Origin of the sequence: Phytohabitans maris (assembly GCF_031085175.1) — a bacterium.
In the GTDB taxonomy this organism is placed as follows: domain Bacteria; phylum Actinomycetota; class Actinomycetes; order Mycobacteriales; family Micromonosporaceae; genus Phytohabitans; species Phytohabitans maris.
Map to the genome: position 1 here is coordinate 127,219 of NZ_JAVHUY010000017.1, position 17,456 is coordinate 144,674.

Genomic DNA, 17,456 nt, shown 5'->3' on the forward strand with positions numbered 1-17,456 from the left:
GGTGTCATATAGATGTCACGTTTTCGGATCGAGCTTGTGCAGCAGCTCCGGAACGTCCGCCCCGTACTCGTACCACTCGCGGTCGGCCATGAACCCCAGCTCCGCGTTGACCTTGAGCATCGGCTCGTTGTCGGGCGCATTCCACGTCTGCACCTCGGTGAGCCGGGGCTCGGCCGAGCGGAGCTCGAACAGCATGCGCGCCTTCAGCGCGCGGTCGATCCCGTTTCCGCGGTGGTCCGGCACGACGATCGTGTCGTACTGGTCGGCGCGGGTCGGGTGCTGCGCGGGCACCACCACCTCGGTCAGCCCGGCGACCGCGCCGGTCTGCTGGTGGATCGCCAGCACGATGTAGGGCTTCATGCCGCGCCCGTGCAGGCAGGCGAGGCTGTCGCGGAGCCGCTGCGGATCGTACGAACTGGGACGCAGGTCGAGGTCGCCGTCGTCGACGTCGCGCGTCGCCGCCTTCGCCACCGCGTATCCCTCGATGAGGTCGTCGGGCGGGCCACCCGGGAAATACTCCAACCGGTAGCCCTCGCTGACGCTGCCCGCCGTCTCGCCGACCGCCAGCCAGTCCACGGTGGACAGCTTGAGCACGCTCCGGGTCTCCACGTACTCCCGGGCGAAGCCGAGCGACTCGTAGAAATGCACTGCCGGCGTGCCACCGACCACCTCGACGCCGATCGAGGAGAAACCCTCGTCATAGACCCTGCGGACCACCTTGGTGAGCAGGGTGCGGGCAAGGCGGGTGCGGCGCACCGACGGATGGACGAAAAGCTCGACCACCCCGATGTCACCGAGTAAAAGCACATTGGCATGGCCGACAATGCGGCCGGACTCCTCCTCAGCCACCCAGGAGATCCGCCGCTCGCCGGGCATGGTCACCGACTGGTACTCACGCAGGAACGAGTCCTGCCACTGGGGATCGTCAGGGAGGTCGGCCGCGAGCACCGCGTTGAGAGTGTCCAGCAGGGACTCGATCTCGGCGGATGACGCGGTCCGCGGATCCCACTCGCGCACCTTCACCCGTACAGCTTGCCGCCAACCGAAGGTGAGGGGAAGGGCCTTGTTCTTCAAAGTGCCTGGGAGGTGACGCTAAGTGCGACTGCGGCTGCCGTAATCGTTTGCCGCGTCAAATACATCCTGGGCGTAACGCCGCACGTCATTGTAGGAAAGGATGGCATTCCACCAGTCGTTGGCGAGATCCATGTTGCGCCCGCCCTGACACAGGTAGTTACCGGCGGCGAGGGCGGCGTCGTCGATGTCATTGACGTCTTTGAGGCCGTCGTTGTCCGCGTCGACCTCGTGTTGCTTCCACGTCGACGGGATGAACTGCATCGCGCCGACCGCCCGGTCGTACAGCAGGTCACCGTCGAGCACGCCGTCGTCGGTGTCGTCGATCCGCTGGGTGTCGCCGGTGCCGTCGAGCACCGGCCCGAGGATGCGCGGGGAGGAGGCGCCGTCGATGCCGAGCGTGGCGTTGTGCCGCCCGTGGTTGGACTCGATCTTGCCGATCGCGGCGAGGGTCGTCCACTTGAGGCTGCACTGCGGCCGGGTCCTAGCGATGACCAGCTCGGCGTACCCGTACGCCTGCATCGCCACCCACGGGATGTCGAGCTTTCCGCCGGTCTGGTTGGCCCACGCCGCGAGCACGTCGGCCGGGCGCCCGACGACCGCCGGCCCGGTGGTCCCGGTCGCGCCCGGCGAGGGTGTGCCGCCCTCGACCGGCGCTCCGGTCGAGGGGAGCGGCGCCAGCCCTTCCGGGAACGTCGGCGCGGCCTCGCCGCTGGCCGTCGGGTCCGGCGCCGCCTTGCGCGAGCCGGCGGTCAGCGGAAACGCGACCGCTCCGGCGACCACGCCACCCACGACCAGCACCAGCAGCAGCACGGCCGGCAGCGTGAGCCGGCCACTCGGCCGCCCGGACCAGGCCCGCCCGTCGCGGGCCACGTCGCGCGCCCGGGGCGCGCCACGAAAAGCATGCGCGAACCGCACCCGCCGTCGAGGTCCAGGTGGAGTCTCGGGTACGGCGGCGGAGGCGGCCGCCACCGTGACCGTGGGCGCGTCGGTGGCGGGTGTCGTGGCGTCCGCCGCGGGGACGGGAGGCGTCTCGGGCGGGCGGGCCCACTCCGACTCCGGCTCGGGTCCCCGCTGCTCGGGCGCGGGCTTTTCGGCCGTCTTCTCCGCGGCGGGCACCGGGCTCTCCGCGGTGACGGCCGGCTTGTCGACGATGGCCGTGGGGCTCTCCGCGGCGGCGGGCTTGTCTACGGTGGCGGCGGGCTGGTCCGCGCCGGCCACGGGGATCTCGGTCGTCGCCGTCTGTGCCGACTCCTCGGGAGCCGCACCCGAGCTGCCCAGCGGTCCGGCCCACTCGGGCGCCGCCGAACGCAGAGGTCGCCCGGATCCCGCCTCTCCGTTTCTCGCCTCCCCGTCCACCACGGGTCGAGTATGGCGCATCGCGCCGGGAGGCGCCTCAGTCGTACCCTGTCTGGCATGCCCCGGTACGAGTTCCGCTGCCGCGCCTGTGGCGACACCTTCGAGGTCAACCGCCCGATGACCGAGTCCAGCCAGCCCGCGACCTGCCCGCACGGCCACGCGGACACGGTCAAGCTCCTCTCCACAGTCGCCATCACCGGGCGTGGCGGTGGCTTCACGCCCAGTCCCGGTCCGGTAGCCTCGGGTGGCGGCGGATGCTGTGGTGGCGGCTGCGGCTGCGGATAAGTACGGAAAGCCGGCCAGATCTGACCCGTTGTGCCACAACCCGGACCGCCCGTTGTCGTTACGCCAGCCGTAACGCCCCCGACACACCCCTCTCGTTGGCTGCTGCTTGGTTGTGATCGCCCCTGGCTACGACCGTGGGGGCAGGTCTGTACCGGCCGTTCCTACGATGTGCCAGGTTGCGGGGGTACGGGAGCATAAACCGCGACTTCCCAGGGGGGCGGAGGTTCCACGCGTGCCGGCACAAAAATTGCCGAGTGGCCTGGTGACTTTCTTGTTCACCGACATCGAGGGTTCGACCAGATTGGCGCGGATGCTCGGTGCTGGCTACCGTCCGGTCTTGAGTGAGCACAGACGGTTACTGCGCCGTACGCTGTCCGAAAGCGACGGTACGGAGCTGTTCACCGAGGGTGATTCCTTCTTCGTGGCGTTCTCCGACGCGGCCGCCGCGATCGAGGCCTGCGCGACCGCCCAGCGGGCGCTGGCCGCACACGAGTGGCCCTCGCCGGAGTCCACGCCCAAGGTGCGGATGGGGCTGCACACCGGGCACGCCGAGGCGGTCAACGGTGAGTACGCGAGTCCCGAGGTGCACCGCGCGGCCCGGATCGCCGCCGCGGCCCACGGTGGGCAGGTGCTCTGCTCGGAGGCGACCGTGCGCTACGCCACGCCGCTGCCGGCCGGGGCGTCCCTGCTCGACCTGGGCCTGCACCGGCTGCGCGGCTTCGACGGCCGGGAGCGGCTGTACCAGCTGGTCGCGCCGGGCCTGGAGCACCAGTTCCCCCGCCCGCGTACGCCCGACGCGCTGGCGCACAACCTGCCGACCCAGGTGACCTCGTTCGTCGGCCGTCACGCCGAGCGGGCCGAGCTGTCCAGCCTGATGGCCGACCACCGGCTGGTGACGGTCGTGGGGGCCGGTGGCGCGGGCAAGACCCGGCTGGCCGTGGAGATGGCCGGTGGGCTCGTCGACACGTACCCGGATGGGGTCTGGTTTGTCGATCTGGCGTCGGTGACCGACCCGGGCCTGGTGGCGTTCGCGATCGCGGCGGTGTTGGGTCTGCGGCCCGAGCCGGGCCGCCCGGTGGTCGACACGCTGGTGGAGTTCGCCGCGTACCGGCGGATGCTCCTGGTCCTGGACACCTGTGACGCGCAGCTGTCGGCGGCGGCCGAGGTGGTCTCGCGGCTGCTGACCGGCGGCGGTGGGATCCGGGTGCTGGCGACCAGCCGCGAGCCGTTCAACCTGCCGGGCGAGACGGTGTGGCGGATCCCGCCGCTGTCGGTGGCGCCGGGTCCGGGTGGCGGGCCGAGCGAGGCGGTGTCGCTGCTGCTCGACCGCACGACCGCAGCGCGTGGCGGCCGGCGTGCGGAGCCGACCGAGGCCGACGACCTGCAGCGGGTGGTGGCCCGGCTCGACGGGCTGCCGTTGGCGATCGAGCTGGCCGCGGCCCGGCTGCGGGTGCTGTCGGCCAGCCAGCTCGCCGAGCGGTTGGACGACGTGCTCGGTGCGCTCGACGCGGGGCGCGAGGATCCCGAGGGGACGTACGCCGGTGACGGCCGGTGGGTGGCCAGCCAGCTGGCGACCGTCGACCTGGCCCAGGCCGGCGCGGCCCGCCGAGCGGAGGCGGCCAGCCGGGCGGCGACCCAGCGGCACGCGACGATCCAGGCCACGGTGACGTGGTCGTACCGCACTCTGGGCCCGCGCGCGTCGCGGCTGCTGCGGTGGCTGTCGGTCTTCTCCGGGCCGGTCGACCTGCCGACGGTGGAGTGGCTGCTCGACGACGACCCGCTCGACCCGCTGTCGGTGCTGGTCGACAAGTCGATGATCCAGGCGGAGCCGCACGCCTCCGGCACCACCTACCGGATGCTTGACCCGATCCGGGCGTACGCGGCGCGCCGGTTGGCCGAGGCGGGCGAAGAGCAGGCCGCCCGTGACCGGCACGTGGCGTGGTCGCTGCACGCGCTGGAGAAGGCGCACCTGGGTCCGGACCATCGGCCGGTGACGCTGTCGCTGTACGCGCTGGACTCGCTCGCCGACGAGATGCGCGCCGCGCTGCGCTGGTCCGCCACGGGTGGCAGCGCGCGGGGTGGCCTGCGCCTGGCCAGCGGGCTGGACCAGTGGTGGCGTGAGCGGGGCCTGGCCCGGGAGGGCCGGCTGTGGCTGTTCCGGCTGTACGGGCGGATCGCCGAGACCGGTGAGCCGATTCCCGAGGCCGAGCTCGCGGCGGCGTACCACATGCACTCGCAGCACGCCGGCGCGGACGGTGAGGTGGCCGAGGAGCTGCGGTTCTCGCAGCGGGCCGAGGCGGCGGCGCGGCAGGCCGGCGACGCCGGGCTGCTGGCCCGGGTGCTCACCGGCCGGGGCGGCTCGCTGGTCGACATGGGACAGTTCGACGACGCCGAGCGGGTCAGCCGCGAGGTGATCTCCTGGGCCGAGGCGAGCGGGGTGGCCAGCGACGCGCTGCTGGCCGTCTACACCCTGGCCGAGCTGCTGTGGCGGCGCGGTGCCCTCGACCTGGCCGCCGACGTGCTCGCGTCGGCCCGGCCGCTGGAGGCAGCCCGCCCGGCCGAGCGGGGCCGGCGCAGCGTCGACTTCCTGCTCGGCATGGTCGCGCTCGGCCGCCGTGACCTGGTCGCCGCCCATGACCACCTGGTGGTGGCGCTGCGCTCCCGGATGACGTACGGCTACCACAGCCGGGCCTGCGACACGATCTGCGCGATCGCGGTCCGCTGCGCTCTCGGCGGCGACCCGGTGACCGGGGCCCGGCTCTTCGGCGCCGCCCAGGCCACCCGCTCGGCGCTGCGCAGCACACCCGGCCGGTTCGGCGCGTACTGGGCCGAGCAGCAGGCCGCCGTCCGGGCCACGCTCGGCGACGCCACCTTCGACGCCGCGTACGCCGAGGGCGGTGCGCTCACGGTCGACGAGGCGGCGGCCCTGGCGCTCGCGGTCGACCACCCGGACATGGCGGTCGGCTCCCGCCGCTTCGCCGCCTGACCTCTTTACGTGATCAAAGCTCCCCTCATGCCGTTCTAGCAGCTTGAGGGGAGCTTCGATCACGGGGGAGCTAGCGGGCCGAGCCTGCGGGCAGCAGTTGGGCCGCCTCGTTGATCTGCGCCGGGCTCACCGAGCCGAAGATCGACACGGCCTGGTAGTACGTCCAGGCGAGCGCCAGGCAGGCCGGGCGCACCGCCGAGTTGTACGTGTTGCACTTGCGCTTGAGGTCCTCGTAGAACGCGCTGTCCAGCCGGGACTTGTTCGCCGGAAACTGGCCGATCGCCTTGTAGTTGCGGTAGCCGAAGTCGTGCCGGTGGCAGGAGAGGGTGAAGTCGAACCCGAGGGGGTTGTCCGGGCTCGACGAGCAGTAGTCGGTCGACCAGTCGAAGCCGTACGCCGCCCAGGCGCCCTGGTTCTGCCGGGCGGAGTTCCAGGTGTTGTAGCTGGTCGCGCTGGTCTGGGTCCAGCTCGACAGGACCTGCGGCTTGTCGGCCGGCGCGGCCGCCGCCGGGCCTGCCAGCCCCAGCAGGGTGAGCAGGGCGGCGGGCACCGCGACGAGCAGGGTTGCGACCCGACGGGACACGTTTCCTCCATGGGGTGGAAGGGGATACGGCCCTGGTTACTGGTGAGTTAACCAAGGTGTCCACAGTGTCGAGCCATCGCCTTGCATAAATCAATAAATGGGAAACCGCGCGTGATCAAAGCTCCCTTCAAGTCGCTAGAACAGCCCGACCACTAGGTATCCATCTAGTCGGCTTCGACTCCACCGGCCCGCAGGATCCGGCGCACCGACTCCCGGTTGTAGCCGGTCACCGCGACGATCTCACCCTGCCGTGTGCCCGCCTTCGCCGCGCGGACGATCGCGGCGTGCAGCCGCTCGCGGGCCTGCGGCACCTTCGCCTTGACGTCGGCGAGCGCCTGCTCTGCGTCGCCGACTGCCGCCTGCGCCTCACGGAAGGCACGGGTTGCGGCCTCAAGGTCATCTAGCACGCGGCCATAGTCGCATGCCCCAGTTTGCGCCACATCATGCCGGTATTCTGCGGCCATACGACGGTGGCTCATATGGCCACGCGGCGTTAACGTGTATGGCACAGACAAGGACGGGCCCGAGCGGCGCGCGAACGCCAACCCGGGCCCTTGATCGCCTAACGAGGAGGCGACCCATGCACATCTTGCCGGAACCTGCCCGCCCCGTTGCCGACGACGCCCGGCGCGCGTTGGCCGACCTCGGTGTCGAGACGTACGGCCAAGCCGTCGTCGCGCTGATGATGTGGAGCAGGCGCCACCTGCTCAGCCCCGCCGACGTCCGCGTGGTGCTGGCGAGGTACCCACGATGACCGACTGGATGTCCGGGCCGTCCAGCGACGAGCCCACCCTGATCAGCGACATCTTCGACCTGGCCGACGCGAACTTCCGGCAGGGTCAGGCGGTGGCGATCGGCAACCACCACGGCGCCCGCGAAGCCCATCGGCGGGCGATGGCCGCGCTCGGCCGGATCCTGCGCCGGGTCGACGCCGGCGAGGTCGATGCGTCCAGCCTGCTGATCGAGCCGCCGGCGCAGCGGGGGGCGGACCGGTGAACATCACCCGCACCAGCGACCTGGTACGCAGGGACCTCGCTCAGGTGCGACCTGATGTCGCACCTGCCGAGCCGGTCGAGCCGGCCGCTGTGGCTGCGCTGGCCCCGCGGCGGACCATCCCGGGCCGGGCGGTCGTCGTCCGGCCGCCGGGGCTCACACCGTCGCAGGTCGACGGATTGGTCAAGCAGTGCTTGGAGTACATCGAGCGGCACCGGCACCGCCTGGTCGGGATCGCCGACGGCGAGGGCGCGTTGAAGCTGATCGCCTCCGGCGGCGCCGACCTGATGGTCGCGGTGTTCGCCAAGCATGTCCCGATACCGTCGTACATTCGGCTGGTCAGCGACGACTGGGCCGAGACGAACCCGCGCACGAGGCGGCCGCGCCCGGAGCGGGTGTCGCGGTTGGCGCCCGGCCCGGTACCGACGACGCAGAGGGCACGCCGCGTGTCCTGAGACCCGCGCGGACCCGGACCCGGCGGCTTGGGCCCGGTACGGCGAAGCGGCCCGGCCTCTCCATTGTGGAGGGACCGGGCCGCTTTCCGTTGCCGTGTCTAGCTTCCCGCCACCGCGACCGTGCCGTTGGGCCGCACGGTCAGCTTGATCTTGCCGGTGCGGATCAGCATCAGGATCAGGTCGACGAGCTTCTGCTCGGCGGCCGAGCCGCCGCCGCCTTCGACCCGGACCGTCGTCTCTCCGCCGCCGCCCATCCGGCGGAAGCCGCGCGGCAGCGGCACCACGGCTTCGTCCTGGCCGCCCTCGCCGAGCAGCGCGAGGGTGCCGCCGGGGCGGGCCCTGGCGATACCGCCGTCGGCGAGCATCGGGATGTCCGGGATCAGGTCGGGGATGGTGAAGCTGGCGCCGCCGATCAGCGGCACCCACGAGGGGATGCCGATGTGCCAGCCGAGGTCGAGCCGGTTCCACAGGGAGATGAGCTTGTTGATGCCGCCCTTGCCGGCCGCGACGATGCCGTCGAACATGCCCTTGGCCTTGTTGGTGATCTTGTTCTTGAGGCCGGCGACGAAGTTGACGAAGCTGTCGATCTTCCCGGTGACCCAGCGCCAGCCGGCCGCGACACCGTCGAAGACCATCTTCCAGAAGCCGGTGAACAGCCCCCACCACGCCTTGAACAGGTCGACGAAGAACTGGCCGATGGCCTTCCAGATGCCGGAGAAGATCGCCCACCACGTCTTGGCCGCAGTGACGATCACGTCGAGCATGCCCTGCCAGGTGCCGACGATGTAGTCGATCACCGCGAAGAACACGGCCTTGATGAAGCCCCAGGTGGCCTCCCACGCCGTGGAGAACCAGTCGGTCTTCTTCGCGATGAGCACGATGATCGCGATCAGGGCGACGATCGCCAGGACGATCAGCGTGACCGGCCCCAACGAGATCGCGGTGACCACACCCCACGCCGCCTGAACCGCCGTCCAGATCTTCATCGCCACCACGATCGTGTACACGGCGGCGGCGAGCACGCCGAGGGCGATCGCGAGGGGCTTCACCCAGGACTCGTTCTTCTTGAGCCAGCCGCCGAACGCCTCCAGCTTGGGGATGGCCTCGGACAGCTTCTGGATCAGCATCGTCTCCAGCCCGCGCTTGAACGCGACCAGCCGGGTCTTGGCGTTGTCGCCCAGCGTCTCGGCGAGCTGGTCGGTGGCGCCTTCGACGTCGCCGAGGCCGGAGCGGGTCGTATCCAGCGACTTGAGGAACTTGGGGATCTCGCTGACCGACAGGTCCTCCAGCGGGGTGCCGAACAGGGCGAGCGCGGCCTGCTGCTGCTTGAGCGGATCCTTGATCATCAGCAGGCCGGTCACGATCTGGTCGAACGCCTTCGCCGCCTCCGGCCCCCCCTTGGTGATCATGCGGGAGAACTTCTCCTGCGACAGGCCCAGCGCGTCATAGCCGGCCTTCGACCGGGTCGACATATCCGACGCCAAGATCGTGAACTCTTTCAATGCGTCGCCGGTCTTGTCGATCCCGTACATGCCCTTCTGCGACGCATTGACCAGCAGCCCGAACGCCTTCTCGCCGGTGATACCGATCGAGGTCAGGAACGGCCCGTACTCGTCGACGGCGTCGATGATGTCCTCGCGGACCGCCTTCGGCACCTTCTGCAGCGACGCGGTGATCAGGTCGAGAGCCTGGGTGGAGTCCTTGGCCAGCCCTGTCTTGACGACCTGCCCGGCGACCTGCGCGGCCCGGGCGACGTCGAGCTCGAACGCCTGCGCCAGGGCCAGCACCTTCCCGGTCATCTGCTCCACCGCGGCGTCACCGACCATGTCGTCGATCGACGTGGTGACTGCCTCGACCGCGCCGGCGACCTCATCCATGGACTGGCCCCAGCCCTGGGCGTAAAGGCTCCCGGCGGTGCGGCCGAGGTCCTCGGCCTCCTTGCCGGTGGCGCCGAGCGACGCGGCAAGCTTGTCGGTGGCCACCTCGGAGTCGAGTGCGGCCACCGTGCCGGCCATCAGCGCGGCGCCCGCGGCCGCCCCGGCGATAGCCGCCGTCTTCTTCGCGCCGTCCCACATCTTGTCCAGCCTCTTCGCGACGTCGCCGGCACCCTTGTCCACACCGGAGCCATCGAGGCCCACCTTGATCAGCAGATCCGCGAGCGTGCTCACCGCGCGCTCACCTCCTTGAATGTCTAAGTATGTGACGGTCTGTGACCGCTGGAAGGTTTGAAATTTGTACAGGCTGGCAGCCGCTAACCCCCGCCGCCATCGGACCCCCGGCCCGGGGGGTACCCCCCACCCCCGGTCACAGTGTGTAGTGATCGATGGGTGTCGGTGCGGGCGGCGCGCTGGCGGATCTTCGCGGGAGAAGGGACCACGCTCCCCGCCATCGCTGCCGTGCTGTCCTGTGGTGGCTGGCGTTGACGCGCCTGCCCGCACCGGGTTGGTTCTCCGGCCCGCGCGTGTGGTGGCCTCCTGTGTCGGGTGCCCCCTGCTGTGCGGTGGTGCCTGTCCTCGTGGCCAGTCGAGGGTGCGCGGTCTGGCCTGCCGCGCGCGGCCCTGTGCGGGCCGGAGAAGCTCTGTGGAGTTGTGGGGTGCCCGGGGGGGCTTAGGTGGGCTCTGAGGCGGGTGTGAGGGTGTTGGGGCCGGAGAGCCGCCACCAGGCGCTGACGGTCAGGTCGGGTGCCTGTGGGTGGTCGGCGATGATGGCGAGGGCTTCGGCGGGCAGGACGATGTCGTGGCCGCCGGCGAGGGTCAGGAACGCGGGGTTCTTCTTGCCGATGGTCTCGGACAGGGTGAGCGCGACCGGGAACCAGCAGGCGATCAGGACGCCGCGGATGGTGGGTGTGGTGGCCATCAGACCGGCACCGCCTGGTGTGCGGCGTCGGCGAGCCGGGTGGGCAGGGCGACGGTCGCGGCGCGGCGGGCGGCATAGTCGCAGCCGTGGACCTCCTTGAGGATCTCGCGGGCGGCGACCGCGAGGGGCTGGTACCGCTGGTCGAGGTCGAGCAGGGTGCGCCAGGCCATGATCTGGGTGGGCGCACCGGTGCGGAGGATGTCCGGTTCGCGGTAGTCGGGTGCGAATCTGTCGAGCTTGGCCAGGGCGTCCGCGGCCTCGTCGAGCAGGGCGGTGACCGCGTCGCGGAGCGGTCCGGCCAGGAAGCCGGCGCCGTCGGTGCGCGCCCAGGCGTACAACTGCGAGCGGGCGACCGAGGTCATGGCGCTGTTGGTGGCCATGGCCTTGCGGTAGGCGTGCCGGTCGGCGCGGTACTGCTCGGCCGCCGGCCCGTCGATGGCGGGATCGCCAGTCATCTTGGGCCGCTGCGGTCCGGCCTTGAAGCGGTTGGTGTTGATGGCCGAGGCGCGGCGGGCGGCGCGCAGCTCGAGCACGCGGTCGAGCTTGGCGGCGACGTGGTCGGGAAGCACACCGCGGATGGCGTCGAGGGCTTCGGGGAGCTTGGGTGTGGTCTGCGCCATGGTCAGCGCCACCTTTCGATGTTCGCGGCGGTCTTGCCGGCCGCGGTGTCGGGTGTGGTGTCGGTCAGCAGTGCTTCGGCGAGGGCGGCCGCGTCGACCGGTTCTTCGTCGGCGGGCGGGTCGGGCAGGATGCGGCGCTGCCCGCCGAGCAGGGCCTGGTCGTCGGTGCTCATGGGTGGTGGTTCCTTCCGTCTGGTCTTGCGGCTTCTGCGGATCATCTGGTCGGCGAGGTCGGCGAGTGCGTCGCCGCCGCGGCGGCTGATGCGGGGGTGGTTGGAGGCGACGAGGAGGGCGTCGGCGAGGTGGCCGGCGTCGTCGGCGGTGAGCGCGTCGAGGTCGAGCAGCACAAGCTCACGGGTCATCGGCCGTCGCCGACGTGGAGGTCGGTGTAGCCGTGGCCGAGTGAGAGCCGCAGTCCGGTGCTGCCGGGCCAGAGCTGGTCGCGGTGCGCGGCGGCGAGCTGGACGACGTTGAGGGTGGCGGTGGCGAAGTCCTCGGCTGTCTGGTTGGTGCCCCTGGCCATGGCGATCTGGGTGGTGCGGCCCTGGCGCCGTAGGGCGGCCAGGGTCGGACAGTCGTCGTCGTGCGCGACGGAGTACGAGGTTTGGTCGGCGGCGAGGGTGACGGTGCTGCTGCAGTCTGGGCAGCGGGCCGCGCGCTTGATGCGGGCGGCGGCGATCGGGTCGAGCCGTGGGCGCTTGCTCATCGATCCTCCTGGTTGGCTGGTAGGTGCTCCCGGAGCGCTCCTCGGTGCTCCTCGGGAGCGCCCGTAGGTGCTCCGCTCCCCACACCCACCGATTAGGTGGGGAGCGGGAGCATCGGGTCGGGTTCGGGCATCGGGTCGGCCTCATCTGTGGCGTGTTTTTGCTGCTCACGCCACCTGCGCAACGCCGACATGGCGCGGCTGCCGCCCCATCCCATGCGCTCCTTGACGTCTCGCTGGGAGCGCGGGGGCGGATCGAGCTGGTCGAGGAGCGCGACATCGGGGTCAGGAGCACTCTCGATGCCGTCGTCTCGGGGTGGGCCGGTAACTGCCCAGGTGAGTGTTCCGTCCGGCCAGGCGCTCAGCACGAACCGGCCGGCGGGGGCGCTCTTGCCAGCGCCGGGGCAGTGTGCCCGGACGCCGCCGCTGCGGTCTTTCTCGACGGTGAGGTTGGCTGCGCCGCCGCGGCCGGGCGCGAACGTCTCGTGCACGCGTACGCGAAGGGTCACGCCGTTGACGGCGCGCCGCTTCGCCAGCGTGCCGGTTTGGCCGTGCACGCGGGCGTCGTCGGACTTCGGCAGGTGGTCGATCGCGACGACCGCAGCGCCAGCGTTCGCGAGCGGGGTGAGCACGCGGCGGTGCGCAACGGTGTAGTCGTCGGGGTTGCTGCTGTTGAGGCCGAACAGCGGGAGCAGTTCGCCGAGCGAGTCGACCAGGGCGACGGCGGGCCGGAACATGCGCAGGGCGGCGACGGTGAGCACGAGGTTGTCCTCGTCCTCGGGCTCGGCGAGGCGGAAGCGGTTGGGGTCCGAGAGGACGTCCGGTCTGGCGCCGAGCATGAGTAGCCGGCTGAGGATCTCCGCGGCGCCGTTGTGGTCGAGGTCGATGATGGCGGCGCGGCGGTCATCGGCCAGGGCCTCGACAATGGCGGCGAGGGCGATCCAGGTCTTGCCGCACTCGGGGTCTCCGAAGAGGACGTTCACCTTGGCGGCGTACAGCAGGCAGTGTCCGTCCGTGCGGCGCAGCAGCACCGGCGGCGGCGCCTCAGGGAGCCCACCGGAGAGTACTGCGGCGACGTCGACAAAGAGCGGCACCTCTTCGCCCGTGGCTGTCGCTCCCGGAGCCTCCGGCAGGTCGCTTTCCGGCGGCGGCTCGTCGATCCACCCGTCCTTGAGATCCTGGTCGGCGCGGATGGCGGCGATCGCGAGGTCGGCGATCTCGTCGTCGCTGACCTCGCGCCGGCCGTTGGCTTGCTCGGCCGCGTGGCCGAGGCCGGCGAGATGCGTCTGGGCGGCGTGGATCCCCTCCCAGGTCGGCGTGCCGGGGTCGTCCACGGCGGTCACGCCGCACCCGGATCGTCATATCCCCAGCGGTCCCGGATGCCGTGCTGGGCGGCGGCGTCTGCGCCGTAGAGCCGGATGCAGAGCAGGTCGAGGGCGAGGGACACCCGCCGGCGGTAGCGGCGCCGGTCGGCTCGCCAGCGGGCGCGTACGCGGTCGGGCGCTGCTACGCTGGCGTGGTCGAGCGCCTCGCCGGTGACGACTTCTGACCCTCCGGGCTGTCGCCGCCCGGGGGGTCGTTCCATGTCGGTCATGCCGCGGCGACCCCGTCGCGTGGTGCGGGGAGCAGGGCGCGGATCTTCTCGATCGTCTCGGCGGACAGCGGCGGCGCCTGCTCGATCGCCTCGCGGATGCGGCGTTCAGTGCGGGCGAGCGCGAGCGCCTCGCGTGCCTTGATGACGTCGGGGTCGTCGTCGGGTCGGCCTCGGCGCTTCAGGCCGCCGAGGCTTGCGCGTAGTTGGGGGACGGTGGCGGCGTCGAGCTCCACGAGTTCCTCCGCATGACGGAGCGTCTCGCAGGTGCTCTCCTGCGCCTACATCGGCCCAGCAACTCGGGGGCAAGGACCTGGTCTCGGTGCAACCAGGCGGCCGGGGTCCCGACAATCAACTGAACCAAGCTTTGGGCGCTAGCTTACACCTGGCTTTGCCCGCAGAGTGGCTACGGTGCCGCTGATCCTCGCGTGCGCCGCGGCTGGCTCGACGACCGCCCATCCGATGTCGAGCCAGCCGTGCTTGGTGCAGCGCACCGAGTTGCGCAGCATCGGATATTCGCGATCTCCGACGCGCACGCGTAGCCACTCGCCGCGGTCGACGATCGTCGCGGTGACGACACCGCACACGTCGCAGCGGATGTGCACGAGCGGCGTGGCGCGGTCGCTGACCGGGCGGCCGGCCTCCCACCACTGCCACCATGACAGCCGCTCGCGGAGGTCGACGGCGCGTCTACGCCACCGCGGGATCAGGGCGTGGCGCAGGCGGCTCCACCAGCTGCCCGTGTTCACGCTTCGTCGGCCCACCGGTGTGTGATCCGCTCCCCGGCCGGCTGGCCGCGGTAGGCCGCGCGCTGCAGCTCCAGCCGCTCGAACACGACCTTGAGCAGCGCCTTGCGCGCCGGCAGCGACGCGTCGGCCCACCGCCGCACCAGCAACTCCTCGTTGCCCAGCGCGTCGGCGAAACCGGCCAGCGCCGGCGGCGTGGACAGCTGCGCCGCCCGCTCGGTCGCCTTCTTGATCCTCGGCTTGAGGCGGCGCAGCTGCTCCAGGATCTCCTCTTCCTCCTCGGCGGCCGCGGTCTCCAGCCGGTCCCGGAACCTGCTCGCCTTGCGGCGCAGGTCGTCCGCCTCGGCGCGGGCGGCGGTGGCATCGGCCGACGTGTCGCGGGCGAACACGGCGGCGGCGTCGGGGCGGGCGAGCCGGCCGAGGGCGAGCGCGAGCACGTACTGGTCGGCCTGGGCGGCGTTGACCTTCGTCCCGCACTCCCGGCAGAAGTAGGTCGCCGCGGTGTTGCCCTTGCCGTGCTGGCCCTTCCACGACCCGGAGGCGCCGCAGACGCAGTCACCGACCTGCGAGAGCAGCCACACCGTGTGTCCGGGCTTGCTGCCGCGGTTGCCGTCCAGCACGGCGACCGCCTGCCGCCAGGTCGTCTCGTCGACGATCGGCACCCAGCGGCCCTGCGTGTGCCCGCCGCCAGGGGCCGGGCGCAGGTTCGCGTACGCCGGGCACGTCACGATGGCGTGGATCGTGGACCGGGGCAGGATGACGCCCCGCGCGGCGAGGTCGCGCTGCACCTCGTTCAGCGGCACCGAGGCGGCGACCCGCTCGATGATCTCCTTGACGACCGGGGCGTCGTCGTTGGGTATCTGCTGCCACACGCCGTCGACTTGCGCGAGCTTGCCGCGCCCGTCGTACACGCGGGCGTAGCCGAACGGCGCGCGGCCGCCGGGCCGGCCCTGGGCCGCGCTGTCTGCGTGTCCTCGCCGAATGTTCACACTGAGCTTCTCCGAGAAGTAGGCGGCGTCGATGCCGTCGTCGGCGAGCGATCGCCAGTCTCGACCGACTCGCACATCGTAGGTGCGGCGATGGGTGATGACGTGGATGAGGACCCCACGGTCCCGGCAGACGTTCAGGAACCGGGACCACGCCTCGAGCTCACGGGCGGCCCGGTCGACCTCCCACACGATCACCAGGCCGTACCGGCCGGCGCGCAGGTCGTCGAGCAGGGCGTCGAACCGCTTGCGCGGCTTCGTGCCGAACCGGCTGGCGGACTGGCGCTCTTCGTAGACGGCGTCGTCGGTGAGCAGCACCGGCCGGCCGTCGACCTCGGTCACCTCGCGGGCGGCGTCGAGCTGCTGCTCGGGCGAGCGCTCGCGGTCCCGGTCGGCCGCCCTGCCCTTACGGGATACCCGGGCAAGCAGGGCGGCGACCAGCGGGAACACCGGCGCCTCGTCGGCGAGCCGGTCGAGCAGAGGAGTAGTCATGCACGAAGGGTACCCAATGCACGGCTGATTAGAACGACTTGAAGGGAGCTTTGATCACAAACTGGTGGCGCGTCAGCGCACCACTGGGCGGGGCGGGCTGGGCGGGCTTTCGTTCCAGAGCCGGTCCAGCGCGGTGACGTAGTAGGTGTAACGGGCGCCGGGCGCCGCGGTCGTGTCCACGTAGGACGTGCCGCGGGTGGTGCCGACCAGGTGCGCCGCGTCCGCGAAGCCACACTGGCCGGGGAGGGTGAGCCCGTCGAAGCGGTACACGGCGTACGACGTGGCCTGCCCCAGGACCTGCTTCCAGCGCAGCGTGACCGCGCCGTCCGCCGCCCGGGACGCGCCGGTGACCAGCGGAAACAGCAGCGGCTTGCGCGGCAGGTGCGGCATCTGCGGCACCAGCGCCGGGCGGGAGTAGTGCTCGGCGGCGTAGATGTCGGTCGCGCCGAGCTTGTTGGCCCGCACCTGGACCGCGCTGAAGTGCACGTTGCCATCCACCTCGGGGTAGTCGCGGTTGAACGTCAGGTGGCGGGACATCTCGGCCGGGTCCTGCCACGGCGCCGGCTGCGCCGGATCAGCGATCTTGTAGTCGGCCTGCCCGATGTAGAGGTGCACGCGGGTGCCGGCGACCACGTCCGACCACCACGGCACCAGCTTGGCGTAGTCGGCCACGGCCAGCCCGATGTGCCAGTACAACTGGGGCAGGATGTAGTCGATCCACTCCTGCTTGACCCACTTGCGGGTGTCCGCGAAGTTCGCGTCGTACGACTGGGTGCCGTTGGTGTCCGAGCCGAGCGGGTCGGTGGCCTTGTTGCGCCAGATGCCGAACGGGCTGATGCCGAACTTCACCCACGGCTTGGCCGCCTTCACCTTCGCGCCGAACTCCTGGACCAGCAGGTCGATGTTGTGCCGCCGCCAGTCCGCCTTGCTGGCGAAGCCGGCGCCGTACCGCGCGAACGTCGCGTCGTCCGGGAAGTCCTGCCCGGCCGCCGGGTACGGGTAGAAGTAGTCGTCGAAGTGCACGCCGTCGATGTCGTACTTGACCACCGCGTCGAGCATGGCCCGCTGCACGAACTGCCGTACCTCGGGGATGCCGGGGTTGTAGTAGAGCCGCGAGCCGGCCGCCGCGACCGGGTAGGCGACCGCCCACTCCGGGTGCCGCTGGACCGGGTGGTTGGGCGCGAGCTTGGCGATGTCCGGCCCGGCACCCTGCGGCATCGAGATCCGGTACGGGTTGAACCACGCGTGGAACTCCAGGTTGCGCGCGTGTGCCTCGGCGACCAGAAACCTCAGCGGGTCCCAGCCGGGCGAGGCGCCGTCGCGGGCGCCGGTCAGCCACTCCGACCACGGCTCGTACGGCGAGGGCCAGAACGCGTCGGCGGTGGGGCGCACCTGCACGATCACCGCGTTGTGGCCCCGTCGCTGGGCCAGGTCGAGCCAGGCGCGGTACTCCGCCTTGAGCTTCTCCTCGCTCTGCCCCGGCGCGCTGGGCCAGTCGATGTTGGTGACGCTCGCGATCCACATCGCCCGGAACTGCCGCTTCGGGGTGGCGGGGTTCGTCGTACACGTGGGGGTGGTGGCCGCGGCGCTCGCGGGTGCCGCCGGCGCCACGAGCCCGCCCGCGATGACCAGCGCCGCCACCAGCGCGCTTCTCAGGGGACGTCTCTTCGACAACATTCGCCGCCTCCTACCTTCTGGTAGAAGGAAATTTTCACAACGGCCACGCCGAG

Annotated in this window: 20 protein-coding genes; 5 read left to right on the forward strand and 15 right to left on the reverse strand. The window is 71.2% G+C overall.

What is annotated here, in order from left to right; genetic code table 11:
* Window positions 1-15: 15 nt before the first annotated feature.
* Together RB614_RS19665 and RB614_RS19670 are read right to left on the reverse strand one after the other, a co-directional pair.
* Window positions 16-1,023: a GNAT family N-acetyltransferase gene (locus tag RB614_RS19665; protein WP_308714011.1), complete on the reverse strand. Its 1,008-nt coding sequence runs from the start codon at window positions 1,021-1,023 to the stop codon at window positions 16-18.
* Window positions 1,024-1,092: 69 nt separating this feature from the next.
* Entirely contained in the window at window positions 1,093-2,292 is a 1,200-nt protein-coding gene (locus RB614_RS19670) for a lytic transglycosylase domain-containing protein (protein WP_308714013.1), read from the reverse strand.
* Between the two features lie 195 nt (window positions 2,293-2,487).
* Here RB614_RS19670 and RB614_RS19675 point away from each other — a divergent pair, with 195 nt between their 5' ends.
* Both RB614_RS19675 and RB614_RS19680 read left to right on the forward strand, forming a co-directional pair.
* Window positions 2,488-2,715, forward strand: a complete 228-nt coding sequence (locus RB614_RS19675; RefSeq protein ID WP_308714014.1) for an FmdB family zinc ribbon protein — start codon at window positions 2,488-2,490, stop codon at window positions 2,713-2,715.
* Window positions 2,716-2,881: 166 nt separating this feature from the next.
* A complete protein-coding gene (locus RB614_RS19680) occupies window positions 2,882-5,701 on the forward strand; it encodes a winged helix-turn-helix domain-containing protein (protein WP_308714015.1) in 2,820 nt (939 codons plus the stop codon).
* A gap of 70 nt (window positions 5,702-5,771) precedes the next feature.
* Here the strand turns inward: RB614_RS19680 and RB614_RS19685 are convergent, their stop codons facing one another.
* Window positions 5,772-6,284 carry a phospholipase gene (locus RB614_RS19685; RefSeq protein ID WP_308714016.1) on the reverse strand — a complete coding sequence of 171 codons (513 nt, stop codon included), beginning with the start codon at window positions 6,282-6,284 and terminating at the stop codon, window positions 5,772-5,774.
* Window positions 6,285-6,448: 164 nt separating this feature from the next.
* Window positions 6,449-6,691: a hypothetical protein gene (locus tag RB614_RS19690; RefSeq protein ID WP_308714017.1), complete on the reverse strand. Its 243-nt coding sequence runs from the start codon at window positions 6,689-6,691 to the stop codon at window positions 6,449-6,451.
* Between the two features lie 173 nt (window positions 6,692-6,864).
* Between RB614_RS19690 and RB614_RS19695 the strand changes: the two genes are divergently transcribed.
* Genes RB614_RS19695 through RB614_RS19705 form a run of 3 tightly spaced genes read left to right on the forward strand, consistent with a single transcriptional unit; the run spans window position 6,865 to window position 7,732 of the window.
* Window positions 6,865-7,038, forward strand: coding sequence for a hypothetical protein (locus RB614_RS19695; RefSeq protein WP_308714018.1), 174 nt, complete (start codon window positions 6,865-6,867; stop codon window positions 7,036-7,038).
* Complete coding sequence (locus RB614_RS19700) at window positions 7,035-7,280, forward strand: hypothetical protein (protein WP_308714019.1); 246 nt, start codon at window positions 7,035-7,037, stop codon at window positions 7,278-7,280. The genes RB614_RS19695 and RB614_RS19700 overlap by 4 nt, the downstream gene beginning before the upstream one ends.
* A complete protein-coding gene (locus tag RB614_RS19705) occupies window positions 7,277-7,732 on the forward strand; it encodes a hypothetical protein (protein ID WP_308714020.1) in 456 nt (151 codons plus the stop codon). The genes RB614_RS19700 and RB614_RS19705 overlap by 4 nt, the downstream gene beginning before the upstream one ends.
* Before the next feature lie 98 nt (window positions 7,733-7,830).
* Here RB614_RS19705 and RB614_RS19710 read toward each other — a convergent pair whose 3' ends face one another.
* The 11 genes from RB614_RS19710 to RB614_RS19760 all read right to left on the reverse strand — a co-directional run bounded on the left by RB614_RS19710 (window position 7,831) and on the right by RB614_RS19760 (window position 17,403).
* Window positions 7,831-9,900 (reverse strand): phage tail tape measure protein, encoded by a 2,070-nt coding sequence (locus tag RB614_RS19710; protein ID WP_308714022.1) that lies wholly within the window; start codon window positions 9,898-9,900, stop codon window positions 7,831-7,833.
* Window positions 9,901-10,339: 439 nt separating this feature from the next.
* Window positions 10,340-10,588 carry a hypothetical protein gene (locus RB614_RS19715; RefSeq protein ID WP_308714023.1) on the reverse strand — a complete coding sequence of 83 codons (249 nt, stop codon included), beginning with the start codon at window positions 10,586-10,588 and terminating at the stop codon, window positions 10,340-10,342.
* On the reverse strand, window positions 10,588-11,208 hold the full coding sequence (locus tag RB614_RS19720) for a hypothetical protein (RefSeq protein ID WP_308714024.1): 621 nt from the start codon (window positions 11,206-11,208) through the stop codon (window positions 10,588-10,590). The genes RB614_RS19715 and RB614_RS19720 overlap by 1 nt, the downstream gene beginning before the upstream one ends.
* A 2-nt stretch (window positions 11,209-11,210) precedes the next feature.
* The gene (locus RB614_RS19725; protein ID WP_308714025.1) at window positions 11,211-11,570 is read right to left on the reverse strand and encodes a hypothetical protein; all 360 of its coding nucleotides are present in this window, start codon (window positions 11,568-11,570) and stop codon (window positions 11,211-11,213) included.
* Window positions 11,567-11,914, reverse strand: coding sequence for a hypothetical protein (locus RB614_RS19730; protein ID WP_308714026.1), 348 nt, complete (start codon window positions 11,912-11,914; stop codon window positions 11,567-11,569). The genes RB614_RS19725 and RB614_RS19730 overlap by 4 nt, the downstream gene beginning before the upstream one ends.
* A 92-nt stretch (window positions 11,915-12,006) precedes the next feature.
* On the reverse strand, window positions 12,007-13,254 hold the full coding sequence (locus RB614_RS19735) for an AAA family ATPase (protein ID WP_308714027.1): 1,248 nt from the start codon (window positions 13,252-13,254) through the stop codon (window positions 12,007-12,009).
* Entirely contained in the window at window positions 13,251-13,496 is a 246-nt protein-coding gene (locus RB614_RS19740; RefSeq protein WP_308714028.1) for a hypothetical protein, read from the reverse strand. The genes RB614_RS19735 and RB614_RS19740 overlap by 4 nt, the downstream gene beginning before the upstream one ends.
* Window positions 13,497-13,501: 5 nt before the next feature.
* Window positions 13,502-13,738, reverse strand: coding sequence for a hypothetical protein (locus RB614_RS19745; RefSeq protein ID WP_308714029.1), 237 nt, complete (start codon window positions 13,736-13,738; stop codon window positions 13,502-13,504).
* A 138-nt stretch (window positions 13,739-13,876) separates the two neighbouring features.
* Complete coding sequence (locus RB614_RS19750; RefSeq protein ID WP_308714030.1) at window positions 13,877-14,251, reverse strand: hypothetical protein; 375 nt, start codon at window positions 14,249-14,251, stop codon at window positions 13,877-13,879.
* Window positions 14,248-15,726: a recombinase family protein gene (locus RB614_RS19755; protein ID WP_308714031.1), complete on the reverse strand. Its 1,479-nt coding sequence runs from the start codon at window positions 15,724-15,726 to the stop codon at window positions 14,248-14,250. Before RB614_RS19755 ends, RB614_RS19750 begins: the two co-directional genes overlap by 4 nt.
* Before the next feature lie 72 nt (window positions 15,727-15,798).
* Window positions 15,799-17,403 carry a glycoside hydrolase family 10-like protein gene (locus tag RB614_RS19760; RefSeq protein ID WP_308714032.1) on the reverse strand — a complete coding sequence of 535 codons (1,605 nt, stop codon included), beginning with the start codon at window positions 17,401-17,403 and terminating at the stop codon, window positions 15,799-15,801.
* Window positions 17,404-17,456: the final 53 nt, after the last annotated feature.